Source organism: Shimwellia blattae DSM 4481 = NBRC 105725 (assembly GCF_000262305.1).
Lineage (GTDB): Bacteria > Pseudomonadota > Gammaproteobacteria > Enterobacterales > Enterobacteriaceae > Shimwellia > Shimwellia blattae.
On sequence record NC_017910.1, the window covers coordinates 1,898,040 to 1,919,202 of the forward strand.

General features: G+C 59.0%; 22 protein-coding genes. 12 read left to right on the plus strand and 10 right to left on the minus strand.

Annotation, left to right across the window (positions count from 1 at the left end):
- Nucleotides 1-124 precede the first annotated feature (124 nt).
- The 6 genes from hybE to hybO are packed head-to-tail and all read right to left on the minus strand — an operon-like array spanning nt 125 to nt 6,109.
- Nucleotides 125-610 carry a [NiFe]-hydrogenase assembly chaperone HybE gene (gene hybE, locus EBL_RS08835; protein ID WP_002443832.1) on the minus strand — a complete coding sequence of 162 codons (486 nt, stop codon included), beginning with the start codon at nt 608-610 and terminating at the stop codon, nt 125-127.
- A complete protein-coding gene (locus EBL_RS08840; RefSeq protein WP_002443830.1) occupies nt 595-1,095 on the minus strand; it encodes a HyaD/HybD family hydrogenase maturation endopeptidase in 501 nt (166 codons plus the stop codon). Before EBL_RS08840 ends, hybE begins: the two co-directional genes overlap by 16 nt.
- Nucleotides 1,095-2,795 carry a hydrogenase 2 large subunit gene (gene hybC, locus EBL_RS08845; RefSeq protein ID WP_002443827.1) on the minus strand — a complete coding sequence of 567 codons (1,701 nt, stop codon included), beginning with the start codon at nt 2,793-2,795 and terminating at the stop codon, nt 1,095-1,097. Before hybC ends, EBL_RS08840 begins: the two co-directional genes overlap by 1 nt.
- A complete protein-coding gene (gene hybB / locus EBL_RS08850) occupies nt 2,792-3,982 on the minus strand; it encodes a Ni/Fe-hydrogenase cytochrome b subunit (RefSeq protein WP_002443826.1) in 1,191 nt (396 codons plus the stop codon). The genes hybC and hybB overlap by 4 nt, the downstream gene beginning before the upstream one ends.
- On the minus strand, nt 3,975-4,970 hold the full coding sequence (gene hybA / locus EBL_RS08855) for a hydrogenase 2 operon protein HybA (RefSeq protein WP_002443824.1): 996 nt from the start codon (nt 4,968-4,970) through the stop codon (nt 3,975-3,977). The genes hybB and hybA overlap by 8 nt, the downstream gene beginning before the upstream one ends.
- A complete protein-coding gene (gene hybO, locus EBL_RS08860; RefSeq protein WP_002443822.1) occupies nt 4,970-6,109 on the minus strand; it encodes a hydrogenase 2 small subunit in 1,140 nt (379 codons plus the stop codon). The genes hybA and hybO overlap by 1 nt, the downstream gene beginning before the upstream one ends.
- Before the next feature lie 385 nt (nt 6,110-6,494).
- Between hybO and hypA the strand changes: the two genes are divergently transcribed.
- On the plus strand, nt 6,495-6,836 hold the full coding sequence (gene hypA / locus EBL_RS08865) for a hydrogenase maturation nickel metallochaperone HypA (protein ID WP_002443820.1): 342 nt from the start codon (nt 6,495-6,497) through the stop codon (nt 6,834-6,836).
- 188 nt (nt 6,837-7,024) lie between these two features.
- Here hypA and EBL_RS08870 read toward each other — a convergent pair whose 3' ends face one another.
- The 3 genes from EBL_RS08870 to EBL_RS08880 are packed head-to-tail and all read right to left on the minus strand — an operon-like array spanning nt 7,025 to nt 8,791.
- Nucleotides 7,025-7,309 carry a heavy-metal-associated domain-containing protein gene (locus EBL_RS08870; RefSeq protein WP_002443818.1) on the minus strand — a complete coding sequence of 95 codons (285 nt, stop codon included), beginning with the start codon at nt 7,307-7,309 and terminating at the stop codon, nt 7,025-7,027.
- On the minus strand, nt 7,306-7,668 hold the full coding sequence (locus EBL_RS08875; protein WP_002443817.1) for a mercuric transporter MerT family protein: 363 nt from the start codon (nt 7,666-7,668) through the stop codon (nt 7,306-7,308). The genes EBL_RS08870 and EBL_RS08875 overlap by 4 nt, the downstream gene beginning before the upstream one ends.
- Complete coding sequence (locus tag EBL_RS08880) at nt 7,640-8,791, minus strand: transglutaminase-like domain-containing protein (RefSeq protein ID WP_002443815.1); 1,152 nt, start codon at nt 8,789-8,791, stop codon at nt 7,640-7,642. Before EBL_RS08880 ends, EBL_RS08875 begins: the two co-directional genes overlap by 29 nt.
- 229 nt (nt 8,792-9,020) lie before the next feature.
- On the opposite strand from EBL_RS08880, the gene nikA reads away from it, so the two are divergent.
- From nikA to EBL_RS08935, 11 genes are all read left to right on the plus strand, one after another.
- Nucleotides 9,021-10,595, plus strand: a complete 1,575-nt coding sequence (gene nikA / locus EBL_RS08885) for a nickel ABC transporter substrate-binding protein (RefSeq protein ID WP_002443814.1) — start codon at nt 9,021-9,023, stop codon at nt 10,593-10,595.
- Between the two features lie 2 nt (nt 10,596-10,597).
- Entirely contained in the window at nt 10,598-11,539 is a 942-nt protein-coding gene (gene nikB, locus EBL_RS08890) for a nickel ABC transporter permease subunit NikB (RefSeq protein WP_002443812.1), read from the plus strand.
- The gene (gene nikC, locus EBL_RS08895; protein WP_002443810.1) at nt 11,536-12,372 is read left to right on the plus strand and encodes a nickel ABC transporter permease subunit NikC; all 837 of its coding nucleotides are present in this window, start codon (nt 11,536-11,538) and stop codon (nt 12,370-12,372) included. The genes nikB and nikC overlap by 4 nt, the downstream gene beginning before the upstream one ends.
- Nucleotides 12,372-13,133: a nickel import ATP-binding protein NikD gene (nikD, locus tag EBL_RS08900; RefSeq protein ID WP_002443808.1), complete on the plus strand. Its 762-nt coding sequence runs from the start codon at nt 12,372-12,374 to the stop codon at nt 13,131-13,133. The genes nikC and nikD overlap by 1 nt, the downstream gene beginning before the upstream one ends.
- Complete coding sequence (gene nikE, locus EBL_RS08905) at nt 13,133-13,939, plus strand: nickel import ATP-binding protein NikE (protein ID WP_002443806.1); 807 nt, start codon at nt 13,133-13,135, stop codon at nt 13,937-13,939. Before nikD ends, nikE begins: the two co-directional genes overlap by 1 nt.
- Entirely contained in the window at nt 13,927-14,382 is a 456-nt protein-coding gene (nikR, locus tag EBL_RS08910) for a nickel-responsive transcriptional regulator NikR (RefSeq protein ID WP_002443805.1), read from the plus strand. The genes nikE and nikR overlap by 13 nt, the downstream gene beginning before the upstream one ends.
- Nucleotides 14,383-15,029: 647 nt before the next feature.
- Nucleotides 15,030-16,166, plus strand: coding sequence for an ABC transporter substrate-binding protein (locus EBL_RS08915; RefSeq protein ID WP_002443802.1), 1,137 nt, complete (start codon nt 15,030-15,032; stop codon nt 16,164-16,166).
- Between the two features lie 99 nt (nt 16,167-16,265).
- The gene (locus EBL_RS08920) at nt 16,266-17,165 is read left to right on the plus strand and encodes a branched-chain amino acid ABC transporter permease (protein WP_002443801.1); all 900 of its coding nucleotides are present in this window, start codon (nt 16,266-16,268) and stop codon (nt 17,163-17,165) included.
- Entirely contained in the window at nt 17,165-18,214 is a 1,050-nt protein-coding gene (locus EBL_RS08925; RefSeq protein WP_002443799.1) for a branched-chain amino acid ABC transporter permease, read from the plus strand. Before EBL_RS08920 ends, EBL_RS08925 begins: the two co-directional genes overlap by 1 nt.
- Nucleotides 18,204-18,983 (plus strand): ABC transporter ATP-binding protein, encoded by a 780-nt coding sequence (locus tag EBL_RS08930; protein WP_002443797.1) that lies wholly within the window; start codon nt 18,204-18,206, stop codon nt 18,981-18,983. Before EBL_RS08925 ends, EBL_RS08930 begins: the two co-directional genes overlap by 11 nt.
- Nucleotides 18,976-19,671 carry an ABC transporter ATP-binding protein gene (locus tag EBL_RS08935; RefSeq protein WP_002443795.1) on the plus strand — a complete coding sequence of 232 codons (696 nt, stop codon included), beginning with the start codon at nt 18,976-18,978 and terminating at the stop codon, nt 19,669-19,671. Before EBL_RS08930 ends, EBL_RS08935 begins: the two co-directional genes overlap by 8 nt.
- Nucleotides 19,672-19,710: 39 nt before the next feature.
- Here the strand turns inward: EBL_RS08935 and EBL_RS08940 are convergent, their stop codons facing one another.
- Nucleotides 19,711-20,994, minus strand: coding sequence for an MFS transporter (locus EBL_RS08940; protein ID WP_002443793.1), 1,284 nt, complete (start codon nt 20,992-20,994; stop codon nt 19,711-19,713).
- Nucleotides 20,995-21,163 lie beyond the last annotated feature (169 nt).

Consider the following 21,163-nt stretch of genomic DNA (forward strand, 5'->3'; position numbering starts at 1 on the left):
TAAAACAATAATAGCCGTATAGGTAGTTTTTCTTATTACAAATAATATGACGCAAAACATTATGGGGCAGGGGAATAACGCAGGCAGGAAAATATCGCCCCCGGATGAGGGCGACAAGGTACGATTAACCGCGCAGTTGCCCGGTAAGCAGGGCGCGGCGGCTGGTGTCCAGTGCCGCGGGCTCGGTCACCGGCAGCGCCAGCAGCAGACGCAGGGCGTCTCTGGCGATGGTCTGCGCCTGTTCCGGGCTGAGGGTGGCAGGCAGCGGAGAGAGCAGCGAGCAGCTCAGCAGCGGCAAATCCGGCTGCGGGCTGGAGACCCGAAAGCGGATATCCCCGGCCGGAAAGGCCAGCCCCAGGGCTTCCCCGGTGGGGCGCTCGTCCCACACCTGGCCTGGGCCGGGCATCACCACCAGTTCCAGCATCCAGGGGGTGAGCAGGGTGCCCACCCACTGGCCTTCAAAGCGCTGAAAATCACAGCACTGGATCGGCATATCCGCCCGGTAAAAGGGCAGGTCTGCCATGCGCGGGGCCGCATGCTCCTGATACCAGGCCGCCAGTTGCGGCCCCGGGTTTTGGGTAAATCTCGGGTGGGTTATCCGGCCTGGCATAAGACCTCCTGTGGGTGGATTTCCAGCGCCCCCTGGCGGAGCAGCAGGGTTATCACCTGCTCCATGATCCCGGGCAGCTGCTGGCGGATGGTATCGGTAAGCGTCATCCCCGGGTCGAGACTTTCCGGGGTGATCCCCACCAGAAAGAGCTTCTTCGGGTATTCGCCGGTCAGGCGCAGGGCCATCAGCACATCGCACAGCCCCAGCTGGTGCGGGGAGATGCGCTTGCTGAACAGGGCCGGGATCTGCTCATCTTCCAGCACAAACACGCTGCCGGGCGGGTAGTCCGCCCGCACCGCGTCGATGACAATCAGCAGTTCCCGGCTGGCCATATACTCCATCAGCTCCATACCGGCGGTGCCGCCGTCCATCAGGGTGATGTTGTCCGGGAAATGCCAGCGCGCCTCCAGGGCCTGGATTGCGCGCACGCCAACGCCTTCATCACTCAGCAGTAAGTTGCCAATACCGAGGACCAGGGCTTCCATCACAGTACCTTAGTGCTGCTGAGGGATTTACCGGACAAATCCACCATATGCACCGCACAGGACATGCACGGGTCAAAGGAGTGGATGGTACGCACCACTTCCAGCGGTTTTTCCGCATCCTGCACCACTGTCCCGACCAGAGCCTGCTCATAAGGGCCCGGCTGGTCGTCAAAGTTGCGCGGCCCGGCGTTCCAGGTGGAGGGCACCACCGCCTGGTAGTTGGCGATTTTGCCGTCTTTTATCACCACCCAGTGGGAGAGCATCCCGCGGGAGGCCTCTTCAAATCCCACCCCGTGGATTTCACCTTCCGGGAACACCGGTTTGTTCCAGGTGGTGGTATCCCCGGCTTTGATATTGTCGATCAGCGCCTGGTACTGTACCGATAACTGATCCTGAAGCAGGGCGGCACGCACCGCACGGCCAATAATGCGCCCCATGGTGGATTCCAGCTGGGCAGGTTGCAGGGCGCTGCCAGTCAGCTGCTGGTACATGGCATTCATGCGCCCGTAGTGTTGCAGGGTGCCCGGGTGGCTGGAGGCCAGGCCACACAGTAACCAGGCCAGCGGGCCCACTTCGACCGGCTTGCCGTTAAAGGACGGGGATTTAACCCAGGAGTATTTGCCGTCTTCCTGCCAGCCGGTGTAGTGGGGCTCGGAGCTGCCTTCCCAGGGTTTCAGCGGCTGATCTTCCGTATACCAGGCGTGTTTGGCGCTTTCGGTGATCCCGTTAATCAGCCACGGATCCCGGTGGCTGGTGATCGGGCGGAAGGTGCTGAAGTCGTGGCCCTGGAGGTAGCCCCCGGCCATGGCAAAACTGCCTCCTTTGCTGTCCATGGGCAGCTCAGGCGCGGCCAGGTACTGGTGGGCCCCTTTGCCCTGTTCCAGCCACTGGGGGTAGTTCGCCGCGAACAGCATGGCGTCGACCTGGTACACCTGGGTGATAAAATCCCCCAGCTTATCGATAAAGGATTTCACGTACATCAGCCGCTCAAGGTTGAGCACGCTGGGGGCGTCCAGGTTTATCGGGTTGGCAACCCCGCCCACCGCCAGGTTCTGGATATGGGGGCTCTTACCGCCGAGGATAGCCACAATACGGTTGGCGTCGCGCTGGCACTCCAGCGCCTGCAGGTAGTGGGCAACGGCAATCAGGTTCGCTTCCGGCGAGAGCTTCATGGCCGGGTGGCCCCAGTAGCCGTTGGCGAAGATCCCCAGCTGGCCGCTGTCTACCAGCCCTTTGATTTTCTGCTGCACGCTGGTGAAGGTGGCGGCATTGTTCAGCCCCCAGCTGGAAATGCCTTTCAGCATCGCCTCTGCTTTGTGCGGGTCCGCCTGGAGGGCGCTGGTGATATCCACCCAGTCGAGGGCCGAAAGCTGATAAAAGTGCACGATATGGTCATGGATCTGGTGGGCCGCCACAATCATATTGCGGATAAACTGCGCATTCACCGGCACTTCCATATCCAGGGCGTTTTCCACCGCCCGCACGGAGGCGATGGCGTGAATAGTGGTACACACCCCGCAGATCCGCTGCACGATAATCCAGGCATCACGCGGATCCTGGCCCTTGAGAATGGTTTCCATCCCGCGCCACATGGTGCCGGATGACCACGCTTTCACCACTTTGCCCTGGTCGATTTCACAGTCAATGCGCAGATGGCCTTCAATACGGGTAATGGGATCAATAGTAATACGCTGACTCATGAATTAACCTCATTTTTCAGTCCGGGCTTCAGCCCGGTAGTTAACCGCTTCTGAGCGGGTAACACTGGCAGTAAACGAATAAGCAGAATGTAAGCCACGATTTCAATGGCCACAAAACCTACTGAGATAGCAATCTCGGAAAGGGTCGGGAAGTAGTGGTATCCGTTGCCCGGATCGAAAGCCAGAAGCGAGTAGTTCATACGCCACATGGCCGCCCCGAGTAACAGGCAGACGGCTGCACTGAACAGGCCCGCCGGGCTGCGCCGTACCCGCTTGCTGAGCAGCATGACCAGCGAGATAACCAGCAGGCCGGTCTCTGCCACAAACAGCCAGGTGTAGCGATCCCCGGCCAGCAGCAGGTGCCATTTACCGTGCCAGGTAAGCTCACCAAAGCGCAGCACCAGGAACAGGGCGAGCAGCACCTTGATAACGCCGCTTAACTTACGAAACAGCGGCGTTTCGTCGATACTCACCGTGTTGCTGGCCTTCAGCAGTGACCCTTCAAAAATCACGATGGAAAAGCCCATGATAAATGCCGTCAGCAGGGAGAAGAGCGGCAGCATTTCATAGCTTTGCCACAGGGGGTGGACTTTATACCCGGCCACAATCATCAGCGAGCCCATTGAGGACTGGTGCATAGACGGCAGCAGCGCCCCGATACCGATAATCAGAAACATAATGCTGTTCAGCCGGCGCAGGGAGACTTTCAGCCCCAGGCGCTCCAGCAGGGCGGGCAGCAGCTCCAGGCTCATGATCCCAATGTAGATAGTCATACAGACTGCGGTCTCAAACAGCACCGAATTGGGGTTAAAGTGGCCCGGTAAAAAGAAGTTCGGCATATTCCAGTAGCGGCCAAGGTCGATAGCTATCGACAGCCCACCCATGGAGTAGCCAAACAGGCTGGCGAGCAGGGCGGGGCGCACCAGATCGTGGTATTCACCACGGTTAAACACATACACCGCCCAGGCCAGCGCCCAGCCGCCGCAGGCAAAACCGGTGCCTATCAGCAGGTCGAAGGCTATCCAGATCCCCCAGGGGTATCCGCCGTTAAGATCCGAGACATCCCCCAGCCCGACAAAGAGCCGTTTAACAATCAGCAGCAGGCAGATAACCGCCAGCGGAGCGAAGATCCGCACGCTAAAGCTGAACAGTTTGCCGCCCAGGGGCTGTAACTGATGGCTACTCATCACCCTCCTCCTTATGCGCGTTTTGTTCCGCTTTAGAATGGCGTTTGACCAGGCAGGTAATCCCTACCAGGGCCACCGCAGGCAGCACCAGCCCTTTATACAGGGTGTGCTGGATATTCTCTGCCCGGGCCCCGGTTGCCAGAGGCTCAATGGCGGGCAGGCCGAAGTTTTCCACCGGCACCGCAGAGAGCACCAGCACCTGGGTGCCGCCCCCTTCGTGTTCGCCGTAAATTTCCGGCTGATAGCGGGCAACACTGTGGAGATAGGTATCACGGCTGCCCACCTTCTGGCGCGGGTAGGCGTACTGGCTTCCCGGAACCTGGTTCAGGCGTTTGCGGGCCTCCGCCAGCAGCTCTTCGCGGGTGCCGTAAATAATGGCCCCGGTCGGGCAGACTTCGCAGCACCCCGGCAGCAGCCCCTTATCAATGCGCTCCACGCCCTGCTGGTTACACAGCTCGCATTTGTGGATATAGCCAAAGGGGTGGTCGTAGTCGTATTTCGGGATGTTATAGGGGCAGGCCACCATACAGTAGCGGCAGCCAGTACAGACTGAGGCATCATATTTCACAATGCCGGTCTTCGGATCTTTGGTCAGGGCGGAGACCGGACAAGCGCTGACACAGTTGGGATCCACACAGTGCATACACTGTTTTTTGATAAAGGCGTAGCCGTTCTCCGTCTGGTTTTTGTGGCTGCCGTCGCCACTGCGCCAGATCTGGATAACGTTGCGGGTCCAGGGGCTGAGCTTATCGTTCTGTGACCAGGTCTTCTCCCCGGGCTGTGATGAGGTGCTCCCTGCCTCGGGCTGGTTGATCTGCTGGCAGCGGCTTACGCACGCCTGGCAGCCAACGCACAGGCTGGAGTCAAACAGCATGCCCACGGCCCCCGGAATGGGGGGCTTGTTCCGGGCTGCGGCCTGCGCCAGAGGGGCGCTGCCCGCCAGCAGGAGCCCCCCGGTAGCCAGTTTAAAAAAGTGGCGGCGATCCATCAGGGTTTCTCCTTATGGTGCGTGTCACCGCTGGCGTCGTCAGAAGGTGGGGTGTTGCGGCCCAGTTTTTTTACCGTCATCACGCTCACGCCGCCCACTGCGCCCACCACGGCCCCCAGCAGGCCTACAGCCCTGAGGGTGACTTTGCCGCCTTCGGTGCGCTGTACATCCGGCACCTGGGCCGGTGGTGTTGGCTGGTAGACCTCCGCCAGCTGGGCGATACCTTTGTGAAAGCCGATACCCTGCTCGTTACAGCCATAGCAGGGGTGGCCGATACCGACCGGCCAGATCCCGCCGCCGATATCGCAGAATTCCAGGGTAGAGCAGTTACCGTAGGTTTCCGGCCCCTTACAGCCCAGGTGGTACAGGCACCAGCCCTGGCGGTGGCCTTCGTCGCCATATTCCCGGGCAAAGCGACCGGCATCGAAATGGGGGCGTCGTTCGCAGTTTTCGTGGATCAACCGCTCATAGGCAAACAGCGGGCGGTTTTTCGCGTCCAGCTTCGGCGGGCGGTTAAAGGTGATAATGTGCGCCACCGTGGCAAGGAAGTTATGGGGGTTGGGCGGGCAGCCGGGAATATTGATAACCGGAATATCCGGGATCACTTCCTGTAAAGAGACGGCCCCGGTCGGGTTGGGGCCGCTGGCGGGCACACCGCCCCAGGCAGAGCAGGAGCCGATGGCAATCACCGCAGCGGCTTTGCTGGCGGCCTCGCGGATATGCTCCACAATCGGTTTGCCTGCCACCATGCAGTAGATGCCGCCGTCTTTTAGCGGAATGGAGCCATCGACCACCAGGACAAATTTCCCCTGGTATTTTTCAATTGCCCGGTGTTTTTGTTCCTCGACCTGGTGACCAAATGCGGCGGACAGCACCTCGTGGTATTCCAGCGAGATGGTATCCAGTACCAGGTGTTCAAGGGTCGGGTGTGTAGAGCGCAATAGCGACTCGGTACAGCCGGTACACTCCTGGGCACCGATCCAGATAACCGGCGGGCGCTCAGGTGAGGACATGGCGCTGGCCATTTTGCTGCCCGCATGGGCGCTAAGCCCCATGGTGGCGGAAAGGGCGGCGCACAACTTCATAAAGGTCCGGCGGCTTACGCCCTGGCCGGAGAGGTTACTGATCTGGTCTGACATTGCTGCTCCCGAAAACGTCGATATCTTTATTGTCTGTTTCGCGATCGGAAATAAAATGGTGAAATATTCACCTTTTATCATTATCTGTTTATGCCGATTTATTGTTTACAATTTGCTGGTGAACTGAAATTGCAAACTGCATAAATCCTGATCCTGATTAAATCAGCCAGTGAAAAAAGAGTGTTTGTTTAATATTACGATCTTTGTTACAGAAATGGGTGTCTGAATACGATATACAGGAATCGATTTAGCAACAAAGTGGCTTATCAGCACATTTGCGGATATATCATCACGGCTGATGAATACCCCGGGTGTGACGATATCGCGTCAGGAAAGTAACCACGCGCCATTATTATGTTTAACCGGTTATCAGGAAGCAGGCGTTATGCATGAGTTATCGCTGGCCTTTAGCGTAGTGGAACTGCTGGAGGAGCAGAGTAAAAGCCAGACCTTTAAACGGGTGACCGATGTCTGGATAGACATTGGCGCGCTGGCCTGTATTGAGCCCCAGGCGCTGGAGTCCGGCCTGCGCTCGGCCAGCCAGGGCACCCTGGCCCAGGGGGCCCGTTTTCATCTGCGCACCCAGCCGGCCAGCGCCTGGTGCTTTGAGTGCCAGCAGCCATTTTCCACCCCTCATCACCGGGGTGACTGCCCCCGCTGTGGCTCCCACCAGATTCAGGTGGCAAAAGGGGATGAAATGCGTCTTAAAGAGATTGCGGTAGAGTAGTATTACTACCGCGCTGAATAATACCACCCGCGACACATTATTTATGGCCGGTTATTCGGGAAAATATATTTCCGGTAATTATCCGGTTTTCAGCCGACCGCCTGGCAATATATTGCTGGCTTTTTCACCGGTGGGGCAAAAATAAATAAGCACGGCTGATAACAGATAACGCCCGGGGCCGCGGGCGATTATTCTGCCGGGGTGACACCGTGAATAGTGCCGGTAAAGCCGGTTTTGGCAATGGCCGCCAGCAGGCGCTGATCGTCAAAACTTTCCGGCACAATCACATCCGCCTGTTTGGTCTTCATTGAGGCTTTGGCCTTGATAACCCCGTCCGTGCCGCGCAGGGCCTGGTTAATGGAGATAACGCACAGCGGGCAGGTCATCTGCTGTACATCAATGGTCACTTTTTTGTTGGCCGCCCAGCCCGGCAGGGCACACAGGATAAGCGCCAGAGAGAGTAATGTTTTCATTCGTAGTTCCCCAGAAACCAGGGTAAAACCCAGGGATAGGTGAGCAGGGCCAGCACCAGCGGCACCGACAACCAGTAAAGCCAGACCAGCGCCCGGCGGCTGAGTACGCTGACACAAACCGGCCGGGGGGAGAGATACAACCGCCAGAATCCCCGGGCCATCAGGCCCACAGACAGGATAATCATCGGGATCTGCAACCAGTCAAAGGCCGGAACACCAATTAACCCCGCCGCCGAAATACCGAACACCAGATACAGCAGGGGCCCGATACAGCACAGGGTAGAGGCACCGGCGGCCAGCAGGGCCGCCAGTAATGTGGCCAGCCCGCCTTTAAGACTGCTCGGTGCTGACATAGTCATAGCTGAACGCTTTAGGATCGTAGAAGTTAAGCGGATCGCCATCCACTTCCGCATAGGGGTAGCCGAAGTTATTCACGTCACCCTGTTCTGCCGCCGGGGAGAGGGCGAAATCACGGGCGTGGTTAAAGCCCACCCAGTTCATCTCCCAGTTACCAAACAGGTAGTCGTTCACGGCCTTAACGGCCGGGTCGCCGTTCTCTTTTTTCTCGGCCAGGCGCAGCTTGGTGACATCCGCCGGATCGGCAGGCACCCAGCCAAAACCGGCCAGCCAGAACATGGCGCGGCAGTGCTGGCCGCCGCTGACATGGGCCACGCCGTGCTCGTCGGCACTGCCGAAGGCTTTTTGCGAATACTGCCCCAGCTTACGGGTCGCCCCAAGGCGCAGACCAAACATCTCCCGGGCCGGAATACCGGCAGCCCGGCACAGGGCGACAAATACCGAGTTGATATCGGTGCATTTCCCGCCCAGGGTTTGGGTTTTGAGGATCTGGCCCACATCACCGGTGCCGCAGCCGATGACGTTATCATCGCGGTGCATATGGGTGCTTACCCAGTCATGGAGCAGGCGGGCCTGCCGCAGTGGTGCTTTTTCCTTGCCAATAATCTTAAGGGCGGTCTCTTTGACCAGCCCGTCAACCGGGATATGGGGGGTAGGCTGGAGGAACGGTTTGATCTCATCCGGGATCACCGCATCGCCCGCCGGGAGCGACCAGTCCGCCAGGGTGTTGTCTTTCAGCACTTCCCAGTCCCGGGTGGCGATGGTCATATCCACGCGAATTTCCAGCGGGCCTTTTGAGTCCGGCCAGGTGACAAACAGCATTCTGGCGCCGAAGCGGTTATTGGCTGAGAGGCTCGCTGTGCGGAAGTTGCCTTTCCAGGTAAGGTCCAGCAACTGCTGAAAAGATGTATCTTCCGGGACCGGGATCCACAGGTTCACTTTCCCCGCAGAGCCCGCCGGAACCTTCAGGCTGTAGGTTTGCGTCAGCACAAAACGGCGACGCTGGTCGTTACTGGCAACCGCAGGCCGGGCTGCCGGGCGGGTTTTTGTCTCTGCCAGAACCGGGCGTACCAGACCAAGAGTGGAGAGTACCGCCGCGCCTTTGAGAAAGTGTCGTCTTTCCATTAAAAATTCCTTCGTTCCCAGTAAAAGCTGGGCCTTCACCCCGCACCTGCGGAGGCCGGGCGCTATTATGCGACTAAGTTGCCGCCGGGACAATCCACCGGGGTGCCGGAAGTTACCGGTAACGTCCGAAATAATTTCCCGATAAAAGGTACAAAAGTTAATGCAACGCAATAAACGGGTATGATAATTCCTTAAAATCATCATACTCTTCTGACTTACACAGACCATTATGATACGAATATCGCCCCGGGCGCTGCTTCCTCTGGTTTGCCTCTCTGCCGCTTTATGGCTGTCTCCGGCACCTGCCGCCGAGCTGACGACCGCCTGGCCGGTCAACACCGGCCCCCTGAACCCGCATCTTTACACCCCTAACCAGATGTTTGCCCAGAGCATGGTTTACGAGCCGCTGGTGAAATACCAGGCCGATGGCTCCGTGATCCCCTGGCTGGCAACCGGATGGAGCCGCTCCGCAGACGGGAAAACCTGGCGTTTTACGCTGCGTGACGGTGTCACATTCTCTAACGGTGAGCCCTTCAATGCCCGGGCGGCGAAGGCCAACTTTGACGCGGTGCTGGCGAACCGTAAGCGCCACGCCTGGCTGGAGCTGGTAAACCAGATAACCAGCGTGAAGGTGCTGGGGGATAACCAGCTGGAGCTGGTCCTGAAAAGCGCCTATTACCCCCTGTTGCAGGAGCTGGCGCTGCCGCGCCCGTTCCGGTTTATTGCCCCGTCGCAGTTTAAAGGGGGCGGGACGATGCTCGGTATCAAGGCCCCGGTGGGCACCGGCCCCTGGATGGTGCAGTCATCGCGCCTGAACCAGGACGACGTACTGGTGCGCAACCCCCGCTACTGGGGGGCAAAACCGGCGCTGGATAAAATCACCATCAAGGTGATCCCCGATGCGACCAGCCGCGCCGTGGCGCTGGAGACCGGCGATGTGGATATGCTCTATGGGGATGAGGGGCTGCTGCCGCTGGACACCTTTGAACGGCTGCGCCACAACCCGCAGTTCACCACGCAGCTCTCCGCCCCGGTTGAGACCATTATGCTGGCCCTGAACAGTAACCGTGGCGCCACCCGGGATCTGGCCGTGCGCGAGGCGCTCAACTACGCGGTAGACAAGAAAACCCTGATTGCCAGCGTGCTGTACAACACCCAGCAGCCCGCGGACACCCTGTTTGCCCCCAGCGTGCCCTATGCCAACCTGCATTTGCCCGCCAGACACTATGATCCGCAAAAAGCCCGCACGCTGCTGGAGAGCGCCGGGTGGGTACAGGTGCCCGGTAAGGCTATCCGCGAGCGGGCAGGCCAGCCGCTGGTGATAGAGCTGGCGTTTATCGGCACCGACGCGCTGAGTAAATCCATGGCGGAGGTGATTCAGGCCAACGCCCGGGCGGTGGGCATTGAGCTGCACCTCACCGGTGAGGAAGAGAGCAGTATCTATGCCCGCCAGCGGGATGGTCACTTCGATATGGTCTTTACCCGCACCTGGGGGGCCCCTTACGATCCCCACGCCTTTATGAGCTCCATGCGGGTGCCCTCCCACGCGGACTACCAGGCCCAGCTGGGGCTGGCGGACAAGCCGCAAATTGATGCCGGTATCAGCGCTATCCTCAGCACCACGGATAAAACCCGGCGCCAGGCGCTGTACCGGGAGGTGCTGACCCGCCTGCATAACGATGCAGTCTACCTGCCCATCAGTTATGTGTCGCAAATGTCCGTAGCCAGCAAAAAAGTGGCCCCCATCCCCTTTGCGCCGATGGCGACCGACATTCCCTTTGAACAGATAACACTGGCACCCTAACCATGCTGCGATTTATCTTCCGCCGGGTGCTGTTGCTGCTCCCGATGCTGCTGGCCGCTTCTGCGGTGATTTTTCTGTTGCTGCGCCTGGGGCACGGGGATCCGGCTATGGATTACCTGCGCCTGTCTAATCTGCCGCCTACCGCCGAGATGCTGGCCGCTACCCGGACAATGCTCGGCCTGGATCAACCCCTGTATCTGCAATACGGCCACTGGCTGTGGCGGGCGCTGCACCTGGATTTTGGCACCTCGTTTGCCACCCAGCGCCCGGTGCTGGACGATATGCTGCACTTCTTCCCGGCCACGCTGCTGCTGGCCGGGGTGGCATTCGGGCTTATTCTGGTGATTTCCGTGCCGCTGGGCATGTGGGCTGCCCGCCACCGGGAGCACTGGCCGGACTATCTGGTACGGCTGGTGGCGTTTTTCGGCGTGTCGATGCCCAATTTCTGGCTGGCCTTCCTGCTGGTGATGCTGTTTTCCGTGCAGCTCCACTGGCTGCCCCCTATGGGCTACGGTAGCTGGCAGCATATTGTTCTGCCCGCCGTGTCGATAGCTTTTATGTCGCTGGCGATCAACGCCCGGCTGCTGCGCGCCAGCATGCTGGAGGTGGCCGGGCAGCGCCATGTTACCTGGGCCCGGATGCGCGGGCTGGCTCCCCGCCAGACAGAGCGGGACCATATTCTGCGCAACGCCTCGCTGCCGGTGATCACCGCCATGGGGATGCATATTGGCGAGCTGATTGGTGGCACCATGATCATTGAAAGTATTTTTGCCTGGCCCGGCGTGGGCCGTTATGCCGTATCGGCAATCTTTAACCGCGACTATCCGGTGATTCAGTGTTTTACGATGCTGATGGTGACGGTATTTGTGGTTTGTAATCTGGTGGTGGACGTGTGCAGTGCCTGGCTGGATCCGCGTATTCGCCACCATGAGGGGGCACAGTGAACCATTTTTTACAGCACAGTAGCGGGGCGGTGCGCCTGGCGTTTGGGGTGATTATTCTGCTGGCGCTGGTGGCGCTCACCTGCCAGTGGTGGCTGCCGTCAGATCCGCTGGCTATTGATCTGACCGCCCGTTTACAGGGGGCCAGCAGCGCCCACTGGCTGGGCACCGACCACCTGGGGCGTGATATCTTCTCGCGCCTGCTGGCCGCCACCCGGACCTCCCTTGGGGCGGTGATGATTTGCCTGCTGCTGGTGCTGGGGATCGGCCTGACCGTGGGCTCCACCGCCGGGCTGCTGGGCGGGCGGGTAGACCAGGGGCTGATGCGGGTCACCGACATGTTTATGACATTCCCCACCTCTATCCTGTCGTTTTTTATGGTCGGGGTGCTGGGCACCGGGCTGACCAACGTGATCATCGCGATTGCGCTCTCCCACTGGGCCTGGTATGCCCGCATGGTGCGCAGCCTGGTGATCAGCCTGCGCCAGCGTGAATATATCCTGGCGGCGCGCATGAGCGGCGCCCGGGGCTGGCATATTTTCTTTCGCCACCTGGCCGGGGCGGTGCTGCCCTCGCTGCTGGTGCTGGCGACCCTTGATATCGGCCATATGATGCTGCACGTGGCGGGGATGTCGTTCCTCGGCCTCGGGGTGACCGCCCCGACCCCGGAATGGGGGGTGATGATCAACGACGCCCGCCAGTATATCTGGACCCAGCCCCACCAGATGCTGTGGCCGGGGCTGGCGCTGTTTATCAGCGTGATGGCCTTTAATATTGTCGGGGATGCCCTGCGGGACTATTTCGATCCGCAACTGGCCATGGAGCACAGCCACTGATGATCCAGCAACTTGAACTGCAAAATATCACCCTGCGCAGCCGCCAGCCGCTGGTGCATGGCGTCTGCCTGACGCTGCGCAAAGGGCGGGTGCTGGCGCTGGTAGGCGGCAGCGGCAGCGGAAAATCCCTGACCTGCGCCGCTACCCTCGGGGTACTCCCCGTCGGGGTGGAGGCCACCGCCGGGCAGATCCTGGCCGACGGCACACCGGTCACCCCCCAGTCACTGCGCGGGCGGCTGGTGGCGACCATTATGCAAAACCCGCGCAGCGCCTTTAACCCGGTGCGCACCATGTGGGATCACGCCCGGGAGACCTGCCGGGTAGCCGGGAAGCGGGCCGATCCGGTGGCGGTATTGCAGGTGATGCGCGCCGTAGGGCTTGAGCAGGCTCACCGGATGCTCCGGCAGTACCCGTTTGAACTGAGCGGCGGCATGCTACAACGCATGATGATAGCCCTGGCGCTGCTGAGCGAGGCACCGTTTATCATTGCCGACGAGCCCACCACCGATCTGGATGTGGTGGTCCAGGCACAGATCCTTGCTCTGCTGGAAGAGGTCATCGACCAGCGGGGCCAGGGGATGTTGCTGGTCACCCACGATATGGGGGTGGTGGCGCGGCTGGCCGATGATGTGGCGGTCATGAGCGATGGGCGGATCGTTGAACAGGGGGCGGTAGAGCAGATCTTCCGCCAGCCGGAACACCCGGTGACCCGACAACTGATCAGCGCCCATCTGGCACTGTACGGACAGGAGCTGGCCTGATGAATCTGTTAACCGTAAACGGGGTGAGCCACAGTTACCCCGCCAGTGGCGGGCGCCAGGCGGTGCTGCGCCAGCTGGATCTGAGCCTGAAAGAGGGCGAAACCATGGCGCTGCTGGGGCGCAGTGGCTGTGGTAAAAGTACCCTGGCCCGCCTGCTGGCGGGGCTGGAATCCCCCCGGGAGGGGGCAGTCACCTGGCGCGGCCAGGCCCTGAACCGGCTGAACCGCCCCCAGCGCCGCCAGTTTAACCGGGAAGTGCAGATGGTGTTCCAGGATGGCCCCGGTGCGGTAAACCCGCGCCATACCCTGGGGCAAATTATTGAGGAGCCCCTGCGCCACCTGAGCACCATGACCCGGGGCCAGCGCCAGCAGCGGGTTCATGAGATGATGGAGGCGGTCGCGCTGGATCCGGCGCTGCTCGGGCAGTTACCTGCCCAAATCAGCGGCGGGCAGCTTCAGCGGGTGTGCATTGCCCGGGCGCTGGCCCCGGCGCCGCGCCTGCTTATCCTTGATGAGGCCGTATCCAGCCTGGATTTAGTGCTCCAGGCCGATATTATTCGCCTGCTTAAACAGCTGCGTCAGCAGTTTGATATCGCCTTTTTGTTTATCACCCACGACTTGCGCCTGGTGGAGCGTTTTTGCCAGCGGGTGGTGGTAATGAGTGACGGCCACATTGTGGAAGATGTGCCGGTACAGCCCGGTTTAACCTTTTGTTCTGCTGCGGGGCAGGCGCTGCAACAGGCCGTGCTGCCAGCCTTTCCCCGCCCCCGATCCCAAACCCGCAAAGGTGCCCTATGCAGCGTATAACCATCACCGTTGATGACGATCTCCTGGCAACACTGGACGCCCTCAGCGCCCGGCGTGGATACCATAACCGCTCTGAAGCGCTGCGCGATATTTTGCGCAACACACTCGCCATGGAGGCCGAAAGCGAAGGGCAGCAGCAGGGTTACGGGGTGCTCTCCTATGTGTATGAGCATGAGAAGCGCGATCTGGCGAGCCGCCTGGTGCAGACCCAGCACAGTCACCATGATCTTTCGGTGGCGACGCTGCATGTGCACATCAACCATAACGACTGCCTGGAAATCGCGGTGCTGAAGGGCAACATGGGGGAGGTGCGCCAGTTTGCGGATGACGTTATCGCCCAGCGCGGTGTGCGCAACGGGCATCTCCAGTGCCTGCCCGGCACCGAAGAGCCCGACGCCGGGCATGCTCACCACCATCATCATCACCACCACCACCAGGATTAACGCCACCCCGGCTGGTGCGCTTCACCTCGCACCGCCGGAGGCGTGATTTTTACCCCGTTTTGGCCGCCTGTGCCCGGCGGCTGATAACCGGCCGCTATAGGGCGGGGGATTTTTGTTCTCTGCGGTTATGACGGGTATTTTCCCCCCGGCAGATAACTCTGCCGCCGGGTGAGCAGATACCCGGTGTTATATTCTGGCATCCGGCTTTTCCGCTGTTATAAACCTGTATTTTTCGCCCCTCCGGTTCGTTAATTAATTTTTTATTATTAACCGGCTGGCATATTTTACCGGACAGGCTATAACGCTTTTTTTACCGGTTTTAATGGCCGGTTCAGCTTTAGCGATTCAGGTATTAATTTCTTCTTTTATATAAGTATCCCCGATGATAAATCCGCATTTATAAGTTGTTTTTCCTCCGTTTTTGGATAATAAAATTAAAGACTAATGGTGCTGAAATAACTGGCATTATCGGTAACTGGTTTTTATGGACCCGTTGTGTCTGGCTGTTACCCCGGTTTGCGGGGGGCCGGGCCAATTGCCTCTGGATATTGCTTGCCGGAATAACACGGATGCCCGCGTTTTACCTTTAATAACCCTGGTATTACCGGGGAATGGTAATAATTTAACCAACGGAAAGTGAGGTAATAATGAACAGTGTTTGTGGCAAATTATCTGCACTGGCAGTGGTGCTGTGCGGCGCAATGGGTGCCAGTACAGCCGCAGCACAAGAGATAAAAATTGGTGTGGTATTACCGCTCAGCGGGCCATTAAGCGGTTACGGGCAGCCTTCGCAAAAAGGGGTGGAGCTGATTCAGAGTATTACGCCCACCCTGAAAAATGGCGACACGGTGAAACTGATTATTATCGACAATAAAAGCGATAAGGTGGAATCAGCCAACGCCATGCAGCGCCTGGTCTCCAGCGATAAAGTTGATGCGGTTATCGGTGAGGTGACCTCCACCAACACCCTGGCAATGACTAAAATCGCCGACGACACCAAAACCCCGCTGGTCTCGCCTACCGCCACCAATGACCGGGTGACCCGCAACCACCCCTATGTGAGCCGGGTGTGCTTTTCCGACAGTTTCCAGGGGGTGGTGGGGGCGAATCTGGCCTCCCGGGATCTGAATGCGAAAACCGCCGCGATTATTTTCGACAGCAGCAACGATTATTCCGTGGGGCTGGCGAAGGCGTTTCGTAATCAGTTTAAGAAAAACGGCGGCGTAATACCGATTGAGGTCCAGGCGCCTGCCGGTAGCAAAGATTTTAAAGCCCAGCTTGCCAGCGTTAAATCCCACAATGTGGATATGATTTATATGCCTATCTATTACACCGAAGGGGCGTTAATTGCGGTGCAGGCCAAACAGATGGGGCTGCAAAAACCGGTGGTTGGCGGGGACGGGCTGGCGGCGGATCAGGTATTTTTTGATGTGGGTAAAGACGCGGTCAACGGTTATATGACCACGGATTATTATTCCCCGAATGCCAAAACCCAGACCCCGGCCGGGGCCTCGTTTATCAAAGCCTGGGAGGATAAATATAAACAGCCGACCCACACATGGGGTGCGATGACGGCAGATGCCTATAACGTTATTATTAACGCCATGAACCAGTGCACAGACCCGAAAGACCGGGTATGTGTGAATGAAAAAATCCGTGCCACAAAAGATTTCCAGGGGGTAACCGGTACGCTCACGCTGAATAATGGCGACGCGGTACGCAGTGCGGTAATTAATGAAGTCCAGAACGGGAAACTGGCCTTTAAAACCGTCGTGAACCCCTGATAAAAGCGAAAATACTAATAAGAGCCTGTTACGGCAGGCTTTATTTTTCACCGCGTTTATCGCGGTGAAAACAGATAACCACACCGGTGGAATGCGCTAATGGATATCTCTTTGTTTTTACAACAGGTGGTAAACGGCATGAGCCTTGGCGGCATGTATGCGCTGATCGCCATCGGCTATACCATGGTTTACGGCGTATTGCGGCTGATTAACTTCGCCCATGCGGACGTTATGATGGTGGGCGCCTTTGCCACCCTGTTTTTATTCTCTTCCGTGGGGCTGCCTTTCTGGGTGGCCATTTTTTTAACCCTGCTCCTGTGTGGCCTGTCCGGGATGCTGATTGATCGCATCGCCTACCGGCCTTTACGCCATGCGTCGAAAATCTCCATTCTGATCACCGCCATCGGGGTGAGTTTCTTTCTGGAAAATACCTTTAACGTGCTGTTTGGCGGTAGCACCCGTTATTTTGAAGCCCCGGAATTCTTTAACCAGACCCGGGATATCGGCGGGGTGGTGATAACCCAGGTGGCGCTGATTATGCCGGTTATCACCATATTGCTGCTGCTGGCACTGCTGTGGCTGCTGTACCGCACCCGCTACGGTATGGCTATCCGGGCGGTGGCTTTTGATGTCAATACCGTGCGCCTGATGGGGGTGGACGCAAACCGGATTATCTCGCTGGTGTTTGCCCTGGGCAGTAGCCTGGCGGCGCTGGGCGGGGTGTTTTATGCCATCAGCTACCCGACGATTGACCCGCTGATGGGGGTACTCATCGGGCTTAAGGCATTTGCCGCCGCCGTGCTGGGCGGGATAGGCAGCGTGACCGGGGCGGTGCTGGGGGGCTTTATTCTCGGCTTTACCGAGGTGGTGGCCGTGGCGCTGTTTCCGGAGCTGGGCGGCTATAAAGACGCCTTTGCCTTCCTGTTTCTGATTCTGGTGTTGCTGTTTCGCCCGGTGGGCATTATGGGTGATGAACGTCTGGAAAGGAGCCGTTTCTGATGAAAAACGCGACCACAACCCTCACGGCTCAGTTGCGCAATCTGGTGATTATTCTCCTCTGCCTCGGGCTGCTGCTGGCGATAAACACGCTGTTTAATGACTATGTTATCCGGGTCGCCAGCACGGTGTTTGTCTTTATGATCCTCGCGGTCAGCTACAACCTGATAAACGGCGTGACCGGCCAGCTCTCCCTGGAGCCCAATGGCTTTGTGGCTATCGGGGCTTATGTGACCGGGATCCTTATCCTCGGCAGCGACAGCAAGCTGGATATGTATGAAATGGCCCAGCCCAGCCCGCTGGTGCTGGCGGTGCATGCGTCATTTTTACCGGCGCTGCTGCTGAGCGGTATCTGTGCGGCGCTGGTGGCCGTGTGCCTGGCGTTCCCGGTGTTCCGGGTGCGCGGAGATTATCTGGCCATCGTGACGCTGGGGTTCGGCTTTATCATCAAGATCCTCGCTATCAATAACCCGCAGATAACCAACGGGGCCATCGGCCTGAATGATATTCCCCAGCAGCCCCATTTGCTGTTCTGGTGCGGGATCACGGCGCTGCTTGCCACCGGGCTTATTCTGCAACTGGTCTGGTCGAAATACGGGCGCATGATGAAGGCCATCCGCGATGACGAAGACGCCGCCATCGCCATGGGGGTGAACACCTTCCGCATTAAAACCTGTGCCTTTGCCACCAGTGCCTTTTTTGAGGGGATCGGCGGGGGGCTGATGGCCTCGCTGCTGACTACCATCTCCCCGGGGCTGTTTGATTTTATGCTCACCTTCCAGCTGCTGATCATTATTGTGCTCGGGGGCCTTGGCAGCACCACCGGTGCGCTGCTGGGGACCATTCTGGTGGTGGGAAGCGCAGAGTGGCTGCGCTTTCTGGACCAGCCGCTGACCCTGTTCGGCCACGATCTGGGGGCCTTCCCGGGCCTGCGGATGGTGGTGTTCTCACTGGTGTTGCTGGTGGTGATGCTGTTTGCCCGGGAAGGGCTACTGGGCAAGAAAGAGATCTGGCAGTTAACCCGCAGCGGGGGGCACCACAATGGAAAATAACCCGGTGTTAGCCATCGATAATATCGCCATGCAGTTTGGCGGGCTGAAAGCCATCGACGGGGTGAGCTTTGAGGTCCGGCCGGCGGAGATTTTTGGCCTGATTGGCCCCAACGGGGCGGGCAAGACCACCTTGTTTAATGTGGTGACCGCCCACTATAAACCCACCGCCGGGGAGGTGCGCCTGGAAGGGCGCAGCATTCGCGGCCTTAAACCCCATAAAGTGGTCCACGCCGGGATCGCGCGTACCTTTCAGAATATCCGCCTGTTCCCGAGCATGTCGGTACTGGAAAACGTGATGATCGGGCTCGACAGCCGCAGCCGCTATTCACTGCTGGAGGCGGCGCTGCATATCGGGCGCTATTTCCCGGCAGAGCGTGCCGCCAGGGCTCAGGCGCTGGAGATTCTGGAAGAGATTGGCATTGCCCAGTTTGCCAACACCCCGGCCACCGGGCTGAGCTACGGTAACCAGCGCAAAGTGGAGATCGCCCGGGCGCTGGCTACCCGGCCGAAAATTCTGCTGCTCGATGAGCCCGCCGCCGGGATGAACCCGAAAGAGACTGAAGATCTGGCGCGGCTCATTTTCCGCATGCGCGAAGCGCATCAGCTCAGCGTACTGCTGATTGAGCACGACATGCCTTTTGTGAATACCCTGTGCGAGCGGGTGATGGTGCTGGAGTACGGGAAACCGTTATTCAGCGGCCCCATGGCGGAAGCCATTAACGATCCGGCGGTGATTTCCGCTTATCTGGGAGATCTGAAATATGCTTAGCGCCAGGGAACTGAAGGTGTTTTACGGGGTTATCCAGGGGCTGAAAGGGGTGGATATCGAGGTTAACGACCGGGAGATAGTCACCCTGATCGGCAGTAACGGCGCGGGGAAAACCTCCACCCTGCACGGGATTGTTAACCTGGTGCGTTCGTCGGGCCAGGTGCGCTTTCTTAATGAGGATATTTCCCGGCGCCAGACTCACCAGATTGTCCGGCGCGGGCTGGCCCTGGTGCCGGAGGGGCGCCATATCTTTACCAACCTGACCATTGAAGAGAATCTGCGTATGGGGGCGTACCATAATCAGGCGGCGTTTGCGTCGCTGCGCGATAAGATGTTTGCGCTGTTTCCGCGCCTTAAAGAGCGGCGTAACCAGATGGCAGGCACCATGAGCGGCGGGGAGCAGCAGATGCTGGCTATCGCCCGGGCCCTGATGGGGGAGCCGGTATTGCTGATGCTCGACGAGCCGAGCCTGGGGCTGGCGCCGCGTATTGTCGGGGAGCTGTTTGCCACCATTGAGCAGTTGCGCAATGAGAATATCACCATCCTGCTGGTGGAGCAGAACGCCAGCGCCGCGCTGCGCATTGCGGACCGGGCCTATGTGCTGGAAAACGGCAAAACGGTGTTATCCGGTCCGGCCCGGGAGATGCTGGACAACCCGGAGATCAAGCGGATGTATCTGGGGGGCTGAAAGGCGGCGGCGCGGGGAACCGCGCCGCAGTCCGGCGGCTTATACCACCCGGTTTTTCACGATAAACAGATAGCTCAGGGCCCCGGCGAAGGTGACGCAGGCGGCAATGACCAGCGCCAGGTTAAAGGAGCCGGTGGTATCCACCACCCAGCCGGTGACAATCGGTGCGAAAGAGGCAAAAACAAAACTGCCGAAGTTCTGGATAGAGGCCACCGAGGCCACTTTACTTTCCGGGACCATCATCTGGACCAGCCCCCAGCAGGCGGTGCCGGCGAAGTGCACACAAAACAGCGCCATGGAGATAAACGCCACTGCCGCCGCCGGTGAGCCGGACTGCACCACCAGCAGCGTGCCAAGGGCCGAGAGAATCAGCCCCAGCACAATGGCGGTTTTGCGGGTGCGGGCCGGATCGTAACCGGCTTTCACCAGCGCATCCATCACCAGGCCGTTGACCCACATACCGATGGCGGCGGCGAGAAACGGAATCGCCGCGACCCAGCCGGTCTTTGCCAGGCTAAAGCCCTGTTGCACCTGAAGATACCCCGGCAGCCAGGCGATATACAGCCAGCCGGTGTAGTTCACCCCGGAAAAGCCGAGGATCATGCCCCAGGTGGTGCGCTGTTTAAACAGCCCCAGCCACTCACTGAAAGCCACCCGGGGGCGCGGGGTGACCGGGGCGCTGAGATAATGGCGCTCTTCATTCGTCAGCGGGAATTGCGCCCGGTTACGATACCAGGCATACCAGCAGATCCCGACCAGGATCCCGGCCAGGCCGATTATCACAAACATGGCGCGCCATCCCCAGGCGAGCTGCATCACCACCAGTACCGGCGGGGCGATGGCCTGCCCCAGAGCGGTCGATGAGTTAAGCATGCCCATTGCCGTGCCGCGCTGCTTTTGTACAAACCATTCGTTGACCGATTTCACCCCCGCAGGCATAAACGGCGCTTCACCGATCCCAAGGCCGATACGCAGCATAATAAAGTGGCTGAATGAGTTAACCAGCCCGGTCATGGCCTGCATGGCGGACCAGAAAATCAGCCCGGCCCCCAGCACAATCCGCGGGCCGAAGCGGTCGAGCAGAAAGCCGGAAGGGAGCTGGGCAAAGCCATAAGACAAGGAGAACGCCGAGAGCAGCACGCCAAACTCCGTGGCGGAGAGGCCAAGCTCGCCACGGATGGCTTCACCGGCCACGCTCAGGGAGGCGCGATCCAGGAAGTTAACAATACCGGCAATAAAAAGCAGGGTCAGGGTGACGGTCTGAAGCCGCCGAATACGTGCCGGTTTTGCAGCCGGAACGCTTTCCGGGATATCAATGTCCATAGGTATCCTCACGCATAGAATGTTAATTATCGTTGTATTACCCGTCATGCATTTGTCGCGGGTGTGTTAATGAATAGCCTGTTCTAACTACCATACAAGCGTATCGGCTGAATTTAGTGGTGGCGATCACAGACTATTTGGGGGGAGGCCGGGGGGCCGGTGCGGAAAT

Excerpts from the sequence above, each read along its gene's own strand:
- EBL_RS08935 (WP_002443795.1), top strand. The coding sequence starts at position 18,976 with ATGCTTAGCGCCAGGGAACTGAAGGTGTTTTACGGGGTTATCCAGGGG.
- EBL_RS08915 (WP_002443802.1), top strand. The coding sequence starts at position 15,030 with ATGAACAGTGTTTGTGGCAAATTATCTGCACTGGCAGTGGTGCTGTGC.
- nikE (WP_002443806.1), top strand. The coding sequence starts at position 13,133 with ATGAATCTGTTAACCGTAAACGGGGTGAGCCACAGTTACCCCGCCAGT.
- nikD (WP_002443808.1), top strand. The coding sequence starts at position 12,372 with ATGATCCAGCAACTTGAACTGCAAAATATCACCCTGCGCAGCCGCCAG.
- hybB (WP_002443826.1), bottom strand. The coding sequence starts at position 3,982 with ATGAGTAGCCATCAGTTACAGCCCCTGGGCGGCAAACTGTTCAGCTTT.
- hybO (WP_002443822.1), bottom strand. The coding sequence starts at position 6,109 with ATGTCAGACCAGATCAGTAACCTCTCCGGCCAGGGCGTAAGCCGCCGG.
- EBL_RS08875 (WP_002443817.1), bottom strand. The coding sequence starts at position 7,668 with ATGACTATGTCAGCACCGAGCAGTCTTAAAGGCGGGCTGGCCACATTA.
- hybC (WP_002443827.1), bottom strand. The coding sequence starts at position 2,795 with ATGAGTCAGCGTATTACTATTGATCCCATTACCCGTATTGAAGGCCAT.
- hybA (WP_002443824.1), bottom strand. The coding sequence starts at position 4,970 with ATGGATCGCCGCCACTTTTTTAAACTGGCTACCGGGGGGCTCCTGCTG.
- nikA (WP_002443814.1), top strand. The coding sequence starts at position 9,021 with ATGATACGAATATCGCCCCGGGCGCTGCTTCCTCTGGTTTGCCTCTCT.
- nikR (WP_002443805.1), top strand. The coding sequence starts at position 13,927 with ATGCAGCGTATAACCATCACCGTTGATGACGATCTCCTGGCAACACTG.
- nikB (WP_002443812.1), top strand. The coding sequence starts at position 10,598 with ATGCTGCGATTTATCTTCCGCCGGGTGCTGTTGCTGCTCCCGATGCTG.
- EBL_RS08840 (WP_002443830.1), bottom strand. The coding sequence starts at position 1,095 with ATGGAAGCCCTGGTCCTCGGTATTGGCAACTTACTGCTGAGTGATGAA.
- EBL_RS08920 (WP_002443801.1), top strand. The coding sequence starts at position 16,266 with ATGGATATCTCTTTGTTTTTACAACAGGTGGTAAACGGCATGAGCCTT.
- EBL_RS08925 (WP_002443799.1), top strand. The coding sequence starts at position 17,165 with ATGAAAAACGCGACCACAACCCTCACGGCTCAGTTGCGCAATCTGGTG.
- EBL_RS08930 (WP_002443797.1), top strand. The coding sequence starts at position 18,204 with ATGGAAAATAACCCGGTGTTAGCCATCGATAATATCGCCATGCAGTTT.
- EBL_RS08870 (WP_002443818.1), bottom strand. The coding sequence starts at position 7,309 with ATGAAAACATTACTCTCTCTGGCGCTTATCCTGTGTGCCCTGCCGGGC.
- hypA (WP_002443820.1), top strand. The coding sequence starts at position 6,495 with ATGCATGAGTTATCGCTGGCCTTTAGCGTAGTGGAACTGCTGGAGGAG.
- EBL_RS08940 (WP_002443793.1), bottom strand. The coding sequence starts at position 20,994 with ATGGACATTGATATCCCGGAAAGCGTTCCGGCTGCAAAACCGGCACGT.
- hybE (WP_002443832.1), bottom strand. The coding sequence starts at position 610 with ATGCCAGGCCGGATAACCCACCCGAGATTTACCCAAAACCCGGGGCCG.
- EBL_RS08880 (WP_002443815.1), bottom strand. The coding sequence starts at position 8,791 with ATGGAAAGACGACACTTTCTCAAAGGCGCGGCGGTACTCTCCACTCTT.